The sequence below is a fragment of the Flavobacterium sasangense DSM 21067 genome (genome assembly GCF_000686885.1).
In the GTDB taxonomy this organism is placed as follows: Bacteria; Bacteroidota; Bacteroidia; order Flavobacteriales; family Flavobacteriaceae; genus Flavobacterium; species Flavobacterium sasangense.
This window is the reverse complement of sequence record NZ_JMLU01000001.1, coordinates 22965-38039: the sequence shown is the minus strand read 5'-3', so window position 1 is coordinate 38039 and position 15075 is coordinate 22965. Positions and strand designations below refer to the sequence as shown.

Annotated in this window: 14 protein-coding genes; 6 read left to right on the top strand and 8 right to left on the bottom strand. The window is 31.8% G+C overall.

What is annotated here, in order from left to right:
- Positions 1-152 precede the first annotated feature (152 nt).
- The 5 genes from porK (at position 153) to BP92_RS0100180 (ending at position 5888) form a co-directional block, all read left to right on the top strand.
- Entirely contained in the window at positions 153-1535 is a 1383-nt protein-coding gene (porK, locus tag BP92_RS0100200; RefSeq protein ID WP_026724182.1) for a T9SS ring complex lipoprotein PorK/GldK, read from the top strand.
- A 53-nt stretch (positions 1536-1588) separates the two neighbouring features.
- A complete protein-coding gene (gene porL, locus BP92_RS0100195) occupies positions 1589-2221 on the top strand; it encodes a type IX secretion system motor protein PorL/GldL (RefSeq protein ID WP_026724181.1) in 633 nt (210 codons plus the stop codon).
- A 49-nt stretch (positions 2222-2270) separates the two neighbouring features.
- Entirely contained in the window at positions 2271-3800 is a 1530-nt protein-coding gene (gene porM, locus BP92_RS0100190; protein ID WP_026724180.1) for a type IX secretion system motor protein PorM/GldM, read from the top strand.
- 49 nt (positions 3801-3849) lie between these two features.
- Positions 3850-4770: a type IX secretion system ring subunit PorN/GldN gene (gene porN / locus BP92_RS0100185; protein ID WP_026724179.1), complete on the top strand. Its 921-nt coding sequence runs from the start codon at positions 3850-3852 to the stop codon at positions 4768-4770.
- A 65-nt stretch (positions 4771-4835) separates the two neighbouring features.
- On the top strand, positions 4836-5888 hold the full coding sequence (locus tag BP92_RS0100180; protein WP_026724178.1) for an NAD(P)/FAD-dependent oxidoreductase: 1053 nt from the start codon (positions 4836-4838) through the stop codon (positions 5886-5888).
- Between the two features lie 18 nt (positions 5889-5906).
- Here the strand turns inward: BP92_RS0100180 and BP92_RS0100175 are convergent, their stop codons facing one another.
- Positions 5907-6320 carry a DUF983 domain-containing protein gene (locus tag BP92_RS0100175; RefSeq protein ID WP_035692565.1) on the bottom strand — a complete coding sequence of 138 codons (414 nt, stop codon included), beginning with the start codon at positions 6318-6320 and terminating at the stop codon, positions 5907-5909.
- Positions 6321-6463: 143 nt separating this feature from the next.
- Between BP92_RS0100175 and BP92_RS0100170 the strand changes: the two genes are divergently transcribed.
- On the top strand, positions 6464-8386 hold the full coding sequence (locus BP92_RS0100170; protein ID WP_026724176.1) for an ABC-F family ATP-binding cassette domain-containing protein: 1923 nt from the start codon (positions 6464-6466) through the stop codon (positions 8384-8386).
- A 182-nt stretch (positions 8387-8568) separates the two neighbouring features.
- On the opposite strand, the gene BP92_RS0100165 is transcribed toward BP92_RS0100170, so the two are convergent.
- The 7 genes from BP92_RS0100165 to BP92_RS0100135 all read right to left on the bottom strand — a co-directional run bounded on the left by BP92_RS0100165 (position 8569) and on the right by BP92_RS0100135 (position 15063).
- Positions 8569-9225 (bottom strand): response regulator transcription factor, encoded by a 657-nt coding sequence (locus BP92_RS0100165; protein WP_026724175.1) that lies wholly within the window; start codon positions 9223-9225, stop codon positions 8569-8571.
- Between the two features lie 20 nt (positions 9226-9245).
- Positions 9246-10190: a sensor histidine kinase gene (locus tag BP92_RS15540; protein ID WP_035692563.1), complete on the bottom strand. Its 945-nt coding sequence runs from the start codon at positions 10188-10190 to the stop codon at positions 9246-9248.
- A 174-nt stretch (positions 10191-10364) separates the two neighbouring features.
- Positions 10365-11018: a tetratricopeptide repeat protein gene (locus BP92_RS0100155; RefSeq protein ID WP_150111836.1), complete on the bottom strand. Its 654-nt coding sequence runs from the start codon at positions 11016-11018 to the stop codon at positions 10365-10367.
- Positions 11019-11338: 320 nt separating this feature from the next.
- On the bottom strand, positions 11339-13153 hold the full coding sequence (locus BP92_RS0100150) for an outer membrane protein assembly factor BamB family protein (RefSeq protein WP_026724173.1): 1815 nt from the start codon (positions 13151-13153) through the stop codon (positions 11339-11341).
- A gap of 17 nt (positions 13154-13170) precedes the next feature.
- The gene (locus BP92_RS0100145; RefSeq protein ID WP_026724172.1) at positions 13171-13542 is read right to left on the bottom strand and encodes a hypothetical protein; all 372 of its coding nucleotides are present in this window, start codon (positions 13540-13542) and stop codon (positions 13171-13173) included.
- An 8-nt stretch (positions 13543-13550) separates the two neighbouring features.
- Positions 13551-14030 (bottom strand): YbjN domain-containing protein, encoded by a 480-nt coding sequence (locus BP92_RS0100140; RefSeq protein WP_026724171.1) that lies wholly within the window; start codon positions 14028-14030, stop codon positions 13551-13553.
- 79 nt (positions 14031-14109) lie between these two features.
- Positions 14110-15063 (bottom strand): GSCFA domain-containing protein, encoded by a 954-nt coding sequence (locus BP92_RS0100135; protein WP_026724170.1) that lies wholly within the window; start codon positions 15061-15063, stop codon positions 14110-14112.
- Positions 15064-15075 lie beyond the last annotated feature (12 nt).

The window sequence follows — 15075 nt, the reverse complement described above, 5'->3', positions numbered from 1 at the left end:
AGACTATTTTTCAAACGGTTAACTAATGTTAAAAATTATATAATTTTAAATTTTAATATTTTTTACACGTTTTTGAAAAAAATGTTGTTTTTTTCAAAATTATTGAATAGGTTTACGCCCTTAAATAGAAATTACATTTAACCCAAGTTTATATGAAGAAGTTTGTTGCATTTTCAGCAATTTTGTCATTATTTATCAGTTGTGGTAAAGGCGATAAAGGAGAATTAGTAGGAGTTAAAGGGAGAAAATGGCATCCCGAAAAACCTTACGGAATGACATTAGTTCCTGGTGGCGCTTTTATTATGGGTAAAGCGGATGATGATTTAGCTAATATTCAAGACGCACCTACTAAAACCGTTACAGTTCGTTCTTTTTACATGGACGAAACAGAGATTACTAATGCAGAGTATCGAAAGTTTGTTGAATGGGTAAAAGATTCAACAATTAGAACACGATTGGCTATATTGGCTGATGAGCAGGGGCAAAAACCAGGTTCAGGAAGTGGTAAAGGAGGAAGTATTGGTGATTTTGCTTTCGCAGATGTAGATCCTGAAAAAATGACTCCTTATGATAAATACATGTATGAAAATTACTATAGTGTAGGTACAGATGATGATATTTATGCTGGAAGAAAATTAAATAAAAAGGTAAAACTTGTAAAAGAACCTTCTAAATATCCTGATGAATTTTACGTGGAAGTAATGGATTCAATGTATTTGCCAGAATCTGAATCTTACAATGGTCTTAAAACTATTGATGTCTCTAAATTAAAATTCAAATACAATCAGGTTGATTTAAATAAAGCTGTTAAAAAGAAAGGGCGTAAGAATTTTTATGAGGACGCACCACCAATTGAAATTTATCCCGATACTACAGTATGGATTAAAGATTTTGCCTATTCGTATAATGAGCCTATGCATAATGATTATTTTTGGCATCAAGCTTACAGTGAATATCCTGTTGTGGGAGTTTCTTGGAATCAAGCAAAGGCTTTTTGTGCATGGAGAACCATGTATAAAAATGCATATATTAAAAAGAAAAAAGGTAGAGATCAAGTAAACTCATTCCGCTTGCCAACAGAAGCTGAATGGGAATATGCTGCAAGAGGTGGAATTGAAAGTGGTACATATCCTTGGGGTGGTCCATATGCTAAAAATGATAGAGGATGTTTTATGGCTAACTTCAAACCAAATCGTGGAGATTATGCTGCTGATGGCGCTTTATATACAGTAGAAGCTAAATCATATGAGCCTAACGATTTCAACTTATATAACATGGCAGGTAATGTTTCTGAGTGGACTGAGTCTTCTTACTATGCTGAGGCTTATGAATTTGTTTCTACAATGAATCCTCATGTTGCAGATAAGAAGAATCAAAGAAAAGTGGTTCGTGGTGGTTCTTGGAAAGATGTTGCTTATTTCTTACAAGTGTCTACTCGTGATTATGAGTATGCTGATTCTGCAAGAAGTTATATTGGATTCAGAACTGTACAAGATTATATGGGTACAGCGGCAACAGGGACTAGACCAAAATAGTATTTAACCAATTTTATTATATAATTAACTTAACTAACTAAATTTTATTTATTATGGCAATTTTAAGCAAAAAAGTGATGGGATTCCTTTATGGAATGGGAGCGGCAGTAGTAATCGTTGGAGCATTATTCAAATTAATGCACTGGCCAGGTGCAGGACCAATGCTTGTAATCGGTTTATTAACAGAAGCAGCGATTTTCGCATTATCTGCTTTTGAACCAGTAGAACACGAATTAGATTGGTCTTTAGTTTACCCTGAATTAGCAGGTGGTGAAGCTAAACCAAAAGATAAAAAAGAAAACCCAGCTGAGGCTCAAGGATTATTATCTCAAAAATTAGATAATATGTTAAAAGAAGCTAAAATTGATGGTGAATTAATGGCAAGCTTAGGAAATAGTATCAAAAACTTCGAAGGTGCTGCTAAATCAATTTCTCCTACTGTAGATGCTATGGCAGGTCAAAAGAAATATGCTGAAGAAATGACTACAGCTGCAGCTCAAATGGAAGCTTTAAACAATTTATATAAAATTCAATTAGAAAGTGCAGATAGAAATGCACAAGCTAATAAAGAAATTGCTGAAAATGCTGCAAAATTAAAAGAGCAAATGCAATCTATGACTTCTAATATTGCATCTTTAAATGCAGTTTATGGAGGTATGTTATCTGCTATGAGTAACAGAGGATAATTAGTTTTATCATTAAATATTTTATTAATTAAAAACTAATTTAAAGAAAATGGCAGGAGGAAAATTAACCCCTAGACAGAAGATGATTAACCTGATGTACTTGGTTTTCATCGCAATGTTGGCATTAAATATGTCAAAAGAAGTATTAACTGCTTTTGGTAATTTTAATGACAAATTTACTGAATCAAATAAATTAACTGAAGAAGCAAATAACAACTTATTGTCTGCTTTAAATACTAAAGCAGCTGATGAGCCTGCTAAATATGCTGAGCCAGCTAATAAAGCTAAAGAAGTAGCTAAAATCTCTAAAGATTTTGTTGCTTTCTTAGAAACAGTTAAAGCAGAAGTTACCGAAGGTATTGCGCCAGATGAGAATGGTAAATTGCCTTTCGAGTCTATGGACAAATCTACTATTGATGAAAAATGGTTCGCAGGTGACGGTTACAGTCCAAGAGGAACTGAAATTGTTTCTAAAATAGATAAATATGTTGCTGATATCAAAAAAGTATTAGGAAATGATGTGAAATACATTCCTTTTATCAAAGAGATTGAAAAGAAATTTTCTACAGCAGATATTACTAACAGAGAAAACGTTAAAGTTAAATTTTTAGATTATAAAACTAAAGGTTTCCCAGCGGTATCTACTTTAACATTCTTGACTGCTATGCAGAATGATGTAAAAAATACAGAAGCTGGTGCTTATAACTTATTCTTAGGAAATGCATTGAAAACTGCAGCTTCTATGAAAAACTTCCAAGCTATCGTTGTTTTAGAGAAAAATGCTTATTTCCAAGGTGAAACTGTAAAAGGTAAGGTTGTATTAGGTCGTTACGATGCTAACACACAACCAACATCATTTAAAGGTCCTGGAAAAATTGAAAACGGTCAAGCTGTTATTTCGATGACTGCTGGTGGAATTGGAGAACAAAACATTTCTGGAGAATTTGGTTTCTTAGAAGATGGAAAAGAAATTCCTTTAAAATTCGAAGGAACTTATGTTGTTGTTCCTCGTCCTAACCAAGCTATTATCTCTGCTGATAAAATGAATGTTGTTTACCGTGGAGTTCCTAACCCAATTTCTATTTCTGTACCTGGTATTGCTTCTAACAAAGTAAATGCTAGTGCTCCAGGAATGACTAAAGTTGGTGATGGTAAATTTATGTTAAAACCAGGTTCAGGAAGTGAAGTGAAAATAAACGTAAATGCTACTATGCCTGACGGAAAAGCAATGTCAAGTGCACAAGTATTTAGAATCAAAGGATTACCTGCTCCAACAGGAAAAGTTGGTGGTTCAGAGAAAAATAAAGGACCAAAATCTAACTTAGAAGTTTGTTCTGTTACTGCTGTTATGGAAGACTTCGATTTCCCAGTTACAGTTAACGTAACTCAATTTAACGTTAAAGTTCCTGGTCAACCAACAATTGTAGTTTCTGGTAATAGAATGGATGCTAGAGCTAAATCTGCAATTGCTAAAGCACAAAAAGGTGATGTAGTAGTTATTTCTGAAATCAAAGCTAGTTTCTCTGGAATTGATCAGATGGCTAAGAAAGTATCTATTTGTACTTACGAAATACAATAATTTAAATTAATTTGAGTTTATATTTTAAACCAAATAAAAAATGAATAAAATGAATTGGAGAAATAGTATTGCAATTTTAGTATTAGGTTTAAGTGCTACTACTTTTGCTCAGTCAAACTTATTAAATGCTAAGACACCTGATCAAATCGGGAAGAAAACAGAAGCTGAGTTAAGCGCTGATAATGACAAACCTTTGCCTTATGGATATGTTCATGATAGAGATATCTTAATGGGAAAACGTATTTGGGAATTTGTTGATCTTGATGAGAGAGTTAACTTCCCTCTTTATTTCCCAGTTGAAGGTGATGTTATGTCTTCACCTGATAGAAGACCTCTTTATAATGTGCTAATTAGTGGTATTAAAGAAGGTAAAATTACAGAAGTTTATGACTCAAGTTATTTTACTACTAAAAAGACACTTAAGGATATTGAATCTTCATTATTCACAGTTGATACTACTGACGTAGGTCGTGAACAAATGAATGAGGATATGGAAGCTTATAGAAAAGGTACGAAGAAAATCGATGAAGAGTTTATCAGAAAAACTGAGATTGAAGCTTATGATGTAAGTGCTTACCGTATTGTTGGATATTGGTATTTCGATAAAAGACAAGGTGAGTTAAAATACAGATTATTAGGTATTTGTCCGGTTGTTCCAGACGTTTTCTCTAAAAAGAATAATGATGCTGAATTAGAATATATTGATTTGTTCTGGGTTTATTTCCCATCAACTAGAGATATTTTACATGAAGCTAAAGCATTCAATAATAGAAACTCTGCAATGCCATTCTCTTTCGATCATTTATTAAACGCACGTCGTTTTAGCGGAATGATTTATTTAGAAGAAAATGTTTACGGTGATCGTAAGATTGCTGATTACATGAAAGAAAACGCTCAAATGCAATTGTTAGAATCTGATCGTGTTAAAGAAAAGATTCGTGACTTTGAACAAGATATGTGGAATTATTAATAGTATTTCTCCAATTTCATTTAAAAAACTCTTACCATTTGGTAAGAGTTTTTTAATTTTACACCATGATAGATTTTATAATCGTTGGAAATGGTTTAGCCGGAATTTCATTTGCGGAAATTGCTTTACAAAACAATAAATCAATTTTTGTTTTTGATAACAATTCGCAACCTTCATCTCGTGTAGCTGGTGGATTATACAACCCTGTAGTTTTAAAACGTTTCAGTGAAGTTTGGAAAGCTAAGGAGCAAATAGATTTTGCTTTTCCTTTGTACCATAATATGCAATCCAAGTTGAATGTAGTTTTTGATTTTGAATTGCCAATACTTCGTAAATTATATTCTGCTGAAGAACAAAATAATTGGTTTCAAGCAGCAGATAAGCCAAATTTAGCTCCTTTTTTAGACGCTAAACTAGTTACAAGTTCTTATAAAAATATTGCTTCTCCATTTCACTACGGAAAGGTTAATCATACGGGCTATTTAGAAATTTCAACTTTGATTGAAGCTTATACTAAATATTTGCAAGACCTAAATTGCTTTTCTAATGAAGGTTTTAACTATGATGAAATCGATTTTCTAGAAGACGGAATTCAATATAATAATATAAAAGCGAAACACATCATTTTTGCTGAAGGTTTTGGATTACATGCCAATCCTTATTTTAATGATTTGCCTTTGGATGGAACAAAAGGCGAATTACTCATCATCAAAGCGCCAAATTTAGATTTAGACGTGGTGATAAAGTCAAGTGTATTTATACTTCCAATTGGAAATGATTTGTATAAAGTCGGGGCCACTTACGATTGGAAAGACAAAACGAATGTTCCAACCGAAGAAGGAAAACAAGAATTAAGCGAAAAATTATCCGAATTAATATCATGCGATTTTGAAATTGTGAAACATTTTGCAGGTGTTCGACCTACAGTTAAAGATAGGAGGCCATTAGTAGGAACACATCCCACACATTCGCAATTACATGTTTTAAATGGTTTAGGAACTCGCGGTGTAATGCTTGGTCCTTATTTAGCCAATCAATTATTTCAGCATATTGAAAATGATATTCCGTTAGAAATGGAAATTGATATAATACGATGCTATAAAAAAAACCGAAACTAATTTGTTTCGGTTTTTTATTTATCTAAGTGTGGCTTTCTTTTCGCCCTTGTGTTGTTTCCAATCTTTGTCGTAACTCATGAACAGATTTATCCATATATTTCTAGATAATCTCATAATTACGGGCATAAATACTATTAAAGTAATGATTATTGCGATAAAATTGTTTACTAAATCTTTTTCTCCAACAAAGAAATAGGTGATAATAAATGCAGCTACTCCAAAAGCAATTCCTAGGCCATAACTCACATACATAGCACCATAAAAAAACGACGGTTCTATTTTATATTTGGTTCCACAATGGCTACAATTTTCGTGCATTTTGTACACATTTAGAACATTATACGGATTTTTGTCTAAATACATGCTTTCTTCATGGCAAGTTGGACAACTTCCTGTTAAAATACTATTTAATTTGGATCCTTTTTTTAACATTTGCAAAATATTTTACACAAAGGTACAATAACTAATTTTCTGAAGTGTAACAATTATTACATATAACAATTTGTTTAATGAATTTTGAGTTTAATCGTAGTAACTTTTAAACACATAAACAATTAAACAGTTAAACTTATTAAATGCTAAACATACATAATTTATCGGTTTCATTTGGTGGAACTTATCTTTTTGAAGAAGTAACTTTTAGATTAGGTTCTGGAGACAGAGTAGGTCTTGTTGGGAAAAATGGTGCAGGAAAATCAACCATGTTGAAAATGCTTGCGGGTGATTTTAAACCTGACAGTGGAACTATTGCAACAGAAAAAGAAGTGAAAATCGGATTTCTTCGTCAGGATATTGATTTTGTAAAAGGAAGAACGGTTTTAGAGGAAGCGTATATGGCTTTCGAAGAAATCAAACGTGCCGAATTCCGAATTGATGAAATCAATCACCAATTAGTTACTCGTACCGATTATGAAAGTCAAGAATATTCCGATTTGATTGAAGAGTTAAGTGATGTTACACACCATTATGAAGTTCTAGGAGGTTACAATTATGTAGGCGATACCGAAAAGATTCTGTTAGGTTTAGGTTTCAAAAGAGAAGATTTCGATAACCAAACCGATACTTTCTCTGGAGGATGGAGAATGCGTATTGAATTAGCAAAATTATTATTACAATCTAACGATATTTTACTTTTAGATGAGCCTACGAACCACTTGGATATTGAAAGTATTATTTGGTTAGAAGGTTTTTTGCGAAATTTCCCAGGAGTAGTCGTAATCGTTTCGCACGATAAAATGTTTTTGGATAATGTTACGAATCGAACTATTGAAATCTCATTAGGAAAAGCTTACGATTTTAGTAAACCGTATTCGGAATATTTAGTGTTGCGTCAGGAAATTCGCGAAAAGCAATTGGCAACTCAGAAAAATCAAGCCAAAAAAATTGAAGAAACTGAAAAGTTAATTGAGAAATTTAGAGCCAAAGCTTCTAAAGCATCGATGGCGCAATCGTTGATTAAAAAATTAGATAAAGTAGAACGAATTGAAGTCGATGAAGACGATAATTCGGTGATGAATATTTCATTTCCAGTTTCGCAAACTCCAGGAAGAGTAGTGGTAGAGGCGGAACACGTTACCAAAGCCTATGGCAATAAAGTAATTTTAAAAGATATTTCACTTTTAGTAGAACGCGGAAGTAAAGTAGCATTCGTTGGGCAAAATGGTCAAGGGAAATCGACTTTTATGAAAGCCATTGTAAACGAATTTGAATACGAAGGAACCATCAAACTTGGACACAATGTTCAGTTAGGTTACTTTGCTCAAAATCAAGCGGAATATTTAGATGGTGAAAAAACATTGCTCGATACGATGTTAGAAGCCGCAACCGATACGAATCGTTCAAAAGTGCGTGATATGTTGGGAGCGTTTTTATTCCGCGGTGATGAAGTAGAGAAAAAAGTAAAAGTACTTTCGGGTGGCGAGCGAAATCGTTTGGCGCTTTGTAAATTGCTTTTACAGCCGATTAACGTCTTGGTTATGGACGAGCCAACCAATCACTTGGATATTAAGTCTAAAAACGTTTTAAAAGCCGCTTTACAGCAATTTGAAGGAACATTGTTGTTAGTGTCTCACGACCGTGATTTCTTGCAAGGAATGTCAAATATTGTATACGAATTCAAAGATCAAAAAATCAGAGAATATTTAGGTGATATCAATTTCTTCTTAGAACAGAAAAACGCTATGAATATGCGTGAGATTGAAAAGAAAGATGTCGTAGTGAACGCACAATCTCAAAATGCAAAAGCTGTAAAAAGTATCTCATACGAAGATCAAAAGAAAGCGAAAGCGCTTCAAAATAAATTAAGTAAAATTGAAAGCCAAATTCAACAATTAGAAAAAGCCATTCAAGCTGATGATAAAGCTTTAGCTTCAAACTATGACAAACATATTGAAGATGCTACTTTTTTTGCGGCTTATGAAAAGAAGAAAAAAGAATTAGAACAATTATTAGAAGATTGGGAAAACGTGCAATTAGAAATTGAAGAATTGAATAGTTAGTTACAATATATAATATTATAGCAATTAAGCAACAAGAATAAAATGACTATGATTATGATAATCATGGTCATTTTATTTTTCTTTATAAATGCACCAATAGTCCGCTTCATTTCGTCAAATTTATAATGTTGTAAAATTGCAATAATTTGAATCATGTATCAATACGCCAAATAACGTATTTTTTAAATAAGATTGTTCTTCTTGGCTTTTTGAACTGCTTCTAGTTTGTTGTGAACTTGAAGTTTCGTGTAAATATTTTCAATATGTTTTCTTACCGTTGCCGGAGATAAAAATAAATTTTCAGCAATATTGATATAGTTTAATCCTTTGCTAAGTTGTTCTAAAACATCAACTTCTCTTGTAGTTAATTTGATGATTTCTTCTTCCTTTTTATTGTCTAAATCTATTGGATTGCGAAGTAGTTTTAAAGTTTTCAAGGCAATGGAAGGATTCATAGCTGCTCCTCCGTTTAAAGTATCGATAATGCCTTCGTATAACGTTTTTGGTTCCACTTCTTTCAATAAATAGCCATCAGCGCCTGCTTTAATTGCATTGAAGATATTTTCATCATTGTCAAAAACGGTTAACATGATAACTTTAATATGGGGATATTTATTTTTTATAATTTCGGTGGCTTCTATTCCGTTTAAAATAGGCATATCGATATCCATTAAAATCACATCGATATTATGATTGTTACTAATTTTAGTTAGTAAATCAGAACCATCTAAAGCTGTAAATTTTATCTGAATATCATCAAAAAAGGAAAGCTTTTCCTGGATAGCTTTTATCAGGAACGTATTGTCGTCTACGATAACAGTTTTAATTACTTTCTCCATTTCTTTGATGATTAATTAAATTAAAATTCAGTTTGATTAGGTAAACTTAGGTATATTGAAGTTCCATTTTCTGCGGATTCAATTTTGAAATTTCCTTTTAATTCGGAAGCTCTTTTTTTCATGGTATTCAACCCATTCCCAACTTCGGCTGTAGCCAAATCAAATCCTTTACCGTTATCTGAAATAACAATATTGATTTTGTTGTTTGATTCTGTTAAAGATACGTCAATTTGACTTGCTTTTGCATGTTTGATAGCATTATTTACCGCTTCTTGAATTAAACGATAAATATTCATTCCATCTCTAGAACTAAACGATTGAAACGATTTTGTATCAAAGTTAAAATTAAATTGAATTCCGTTCAATGAAAGTTGGGCATTATCAATAAAATTTGAAATTCTGGTTTTCAAATCTTCAATTGTAATCGCTTCTTTATTCATGGCCCAAATCGTATCTCGCAATTCGTAAATAGTTTCTTTGGTAAACGAGCTAATATTATTTAGTTTATCTTCTAACTTCGGATTTCCATCGGCAAAAGCATATTTTAAAGAATCGACAGATGAAATAATAAAAGTAAGTTGTGCGCCAATGTTATCATGCAAATCTCTCGAAATTTGAAGACGTTGTTCTTGAAGACGATTTTGAGTTTCGATTTTTAATAACGCATCTTTTAATTCGTTTTCTTTTTGCAATTGAAGCGTTTTCATTTTTTGATTTTTTAGCATAAAATACCCAACAATTATCGATAAAATTAAGAGTGAAACAATGATTACGATATAAGTATTTTTAACGGCTAAATCTGCTTTTTGAGTTAAAATTTCCTTTTCTTTTCGTTCTGTGTCAAACTCGGTATCAAGTTCTGCTTGTTTTATTCTTAGATTGATATTAGAAATACTGTCTTTATAAGTAGTGTAGTTTTTAAAATTATCTAATGCTGTTTTATAATCGGAATTTAATTCGTACAACTCAGATAATTTTTGATAATTGTCTTGGGTTAAATAATTGTAATTGTAAGTTTTACTATAATTGAGAGCTTTGTTGAAATATTCAATTGATTTTTGATGGTCTTTGGTTTCAAAAAAGTAGTAACCATAGAAATTGAGGTTTTCTGCAATTCCAATTTTATCATCAATCTCAAGTCATATTTGATAGGCTTTGTCTAAATTTTGTTTCGCTTTAGCAAATTGCTTTAAGGTTAATTGGAGCATTCCAATTTTATTCAAACTGTAAGGGATTCCAATTTTATCATTCGCTTTTTCTTTTAAAGTCAGCGATTTATTGTAGAACAAAAAAGCACTATCGTACTCTTTTTTCATTTCTTTTAAAACACCATAATTGTCATAAATAGCTCTAAGTTCGTATTCTGCATTGTGTTTTTCACCAATTTTCAAGCCTTTTTGCATGTACAAAATCCCAGAATCTAAGTTGCGTCTTTTTAAATGATAACCATAACTTCCATAAAGCGAGGCAACTTTGTCGTATTGCTTTAATTGATTAAAATAATCAATTGCCATGAAAATATATTTGGATTGTAAATCATACTTGCTTTGATAAAAATAACAAAGTGCCATTTTATCATAACTGTTGGCAATGCCTAATTTGTAGTTTTGCTTTTTAGCATCCGATAAAACTTTATTGAACAGTTGTAATGACTTAGAAGTATTAGCAACAATATCATCGTATGGCATATTCAAAACCGAATCTATTTGTTTTACCGAATAGGTTTGTCCCCAACTAAGACTAAAGAGTTGGGTAAGAAGTAAAGCGAATAGGATAGATATATAGTTTTTCATTTTGAAATGGATCAATGTTTACTATAAAAGTATAAAATCAAATTTAAAGTGCGTTTAAATTAATGCAATACATAAATAAGATTATAAACATTCAATAGCAAGCAAAGTAAAACGAATAGTCTAAAAAGAATAACAAACAATTCTTTCTTTTGACTCAATGATTCGATAGGAAGAAATAATTTAGACATAATTCATGTTTATTAATAGCGTAAAATTCGTTTAAAATAAGGCGTTTTTCAATACGACATTTGACGTATTTATAAAAAAAGTGGATTGATAGAACATCAATCCACTCAAACTAATCAAACTATAAAAGCAAATTAATTGTTCACTTTTATTTTTTCTACTTTTTTACCTTTAAAAGCAAAAATGTATTCTCCATCGTCAGTAATGTCTAAACCGTCACCATATTTTGGACTTCCGCCTTTACCTTTCGATTGAACAGAACCTTTGGTTTCTCCGTTAGTCATGTCAATTGCATGAAGTATGTTTTTGCTGTTTCTTTGGTCGCGTAAAAAGTAGTTTCCATTTACATCGTAGAAATAATCTACTCCTTTAATTTTTTCAGTTGCATAAGCTCTTGAGCCATCTTTTTTGTTGTATGATGCCAATCCTTTTTCAGATAAAACGACTACTGTGTTTCCAAAATCGATTACGTCTGTTGCTTTTCCAACACCAGCATCGTTGTGTTTTACATCAAAAATTTGTTTCCCCGAAGCAATGTCATAACAATAGAATTGATCGCCATCTCCAACAAAAACATTTTTATTTTCATGAATAATGAAATCTGTAATACGTTTGTCAAATTTTTCAGAACGCCATGAAGTAGTTCCTGTTTTGTCATCTAAAGCCAATAAGCTATTTTTTTGCGCTTTATAATCCCAATAAATGTAAGGAACAAGTGAAGTGTAAGTTCCTCCATACAAACTTTGTTGTTGTTCTTTTCTGTACTCTTGAACTTGTACTTTTCCACCAACTTGAACAATTACTTTATCACCCGATCTGTAAATATTTGGCATAGAAAAAGCACCTGTAATTTTCTCAGACGTCCACATGATTTTACCACTTTCTAAATCATGTTTTTGAACGTATTTAGCTCGGTCTCTTCCACCTAACATTACAATGTAAACCGCATTATCTGTAAATAATGGATCAGCAATTGTTCTGTAATATTTTTTTTGCGTTGTATTAGAGAACATGCCTCCGCCACCACCATCCATGTCGTTTTCATATACCGATTCCCAAAGTTTTTGTCCAGAATTGATGTTGAAAACTTGTAATCCATTCAAATACATGAATACTTTGTCGCCTTTAATCCATAAATCTAAGATGGCTCTTCTGGTAACTAATTCTTTTTCTACAGTTCCCATAAAAGTGTTTTCCCAAATGATTTCACCATTATTTGCATTTAATTTTACCATTTGATTTTTAAATCCTGCAAACAAAGCTCCTAAAGCTGTTGGTTTGAAATTCACCATGATGATTTCATTCTTTTTAGCATCGTAAATGTATTTTCCAACACCACCTTTGAAACGATTGGTTTCCCAAACTTTTTCTCCTGTATTTGCTTTTACTAATATTACAGATGCTTTTTGAGAAATTAAAAAGGCATCCAATTCGTAAATATATTTTACAGTTTCTAATTCCCCTTGATCAGCACCATCTTCCGATTTTGTTCCTTTTGGAAGTAAATTTTGGTATTGTTCTGAATTCCATAATTCTTTTCCTGAAGCAATATCAATTACAGCAACTCGGTCAGTTCCCATTTTTCTTTCGTCAAACAAGAACAAGTAACCACCATTATCTTTCCAGATAACGTATTGATATTCGCATTTATTGGTTTTGTTGGTTGTGATGTTTTTGTAATCGCCATTCCAAATTAGCTTTCCTTCTCCGTTTAATACTGAAGCAGAGTTATCATCTGTTCCTAAAATATAAGAACCGTCATGGTTGTTTACAGCTAATCTTGTAGCCTTATTTCCAAATTCTGATTCCCAAACAGTAGCAAAACTTCCTGATTTTTTAGAACCACCACTTCCTTTTACTTTGTCTAATAACTTCCCAAATTGAGCAGTTGCAGGAGTAGTTCCTACTATGGCTACAAGGAGAGAATACATAATAATTGATTTTTTCATGAGTTTAGTTTTTAGTGTTAAAATGATATGTTGTATCTAATTTTGTATCTTTTCTTCTTCTCTAATTTGAATTTGAATTTGTGAGTAAGAATGTATTCCGACATAAAGTTGATAAAATCGATGTCTTTTATTGTGCTATCTACTTTGAAAAAAGTGGCAACTTTTCCGCTCTGAATTACAGTAATGTCAATAGTCATGTCGCCTGTTACTTCAGAAAATTTCTTGTTTTTCTTTTTAATAAAATCAGGAGATTGAAATACTTCATGCATTTCGGATATAACCATTTCAGAAACTGTTTCTTCGTCTGTAAGAACAGGTCTTTGAGACCATATTGATTCGCTGTAAAAAAGATTAATTACAAGCAATACAAAGGCAATTCTTATTTTCATAAATATTTTTATTTAATAAGTTTACCTGTGTCTTTATCTAAAGATAAATCCAATGCCGTTTTATAAAGGCGTAAAGAACTAATTAAGGATTTTTGTGTAAATCCGCCTTCCGTCCAAAAATAATAGAAATAAGTAATGGTGTTTGTGCTTTCGGAATAGTAAACCTTAATTAAAGCTACTTCAGCATTTAATTTGTTTACTAATTCTAGTGCATCTTTTTTTGAAGCACCATCAACAAGATTATAAACGCTACTAAATGTTACGAACCTTTTATTGTCGTCAATATCAAGATATACACTATAAGTGTTTTTAATTTTTATATAAGTGTCTTTAACTTCTAATACTTCTATGTAGGCATTGTCGCAAGTTTCTTTTAATAAAGAAGGTGTAACTTCCGATGCATTAACTAATTTTTGAGCTGTTGCGAATTGAATCGAAACGAATAAAAGTAACAAACAAAATAGAGTTGAATTTTTTAAAGTTTTCATAAGTGTGAATTTTTATATTTATTGATAAGTCAAAATTCACAAAAAAGGATAAGGTAGGAAATACGACAATTGTCGTATTTTAACAAAATTTTATAAAAGGATATTGATTTTTAATGGCTTTGATTTTTAAATCGAGTTGATTTAAGAATTTCTGATGATTTTCTGTATTTGGATTAAACGGACGATGTTGCAATCCTTTTTGAATAGAGCAAATCTCATTCATTAATCCAAAAACCGATTCAGAAATATAATTTTCAAAGAATTGAATCCAGATATAATCGATTGCAGTTTGATTCGGATGCAACATATCTTCAGCATAAAAACGATAATCGCGCAATTCGTCCATCATAATTTCGTAAGATGGGAAATAGGTGATGGGTGATTTGAGATGGGTGATTGTTTTGTGAATTGCCGCAATCAAATGCGCTTTACTTAGCGTGTTTTCTGTAAATCCATCCTTTATATGGCGTACAGGAGAAACCGTAAAAATAAAATTGCAATTTGGGTTAACCGAATGTATTAATGAAATAATACTTTGTAAACTTTCTTCGGTTTGATGAATCGACAACAATTCTTTTGTAAACTGCTTTTGCGGGACTTTATGACAGTTGGCGACAATTTCGTTTGATTCTATATTTCGATACACCCACGACGTTCCTAGCGTAATTATAATGTGTGTTGAATCGTTTAATTGTTTATTTGTCGAACGGATTATATTGTTTAAAGATTTTAAAAAGGCATCTTTATCCGAATTTGATAGTTCCGAATGTACTTCATAGCAATGCCATAAATCGTTATGAAAGAAAATATCGTTTTCGGTAAACGTTCTATTTTCAACAGCACGACGAATTAACCTTTCTAAAGAAACCGCATTAAAAATAATTCCAAACGGATTGGTAGTGGCTTGAAATTTAAAATAATCAAACTTTTTACCCATATTCTCCGCAAAACATGAACCCAATAACATAACTTTCGAATCATAATCGATTGGGAAAGCGCTTTTTTGAACGGGTATTTTGGTAGTGAATTGCAAATCAGTTGGGTT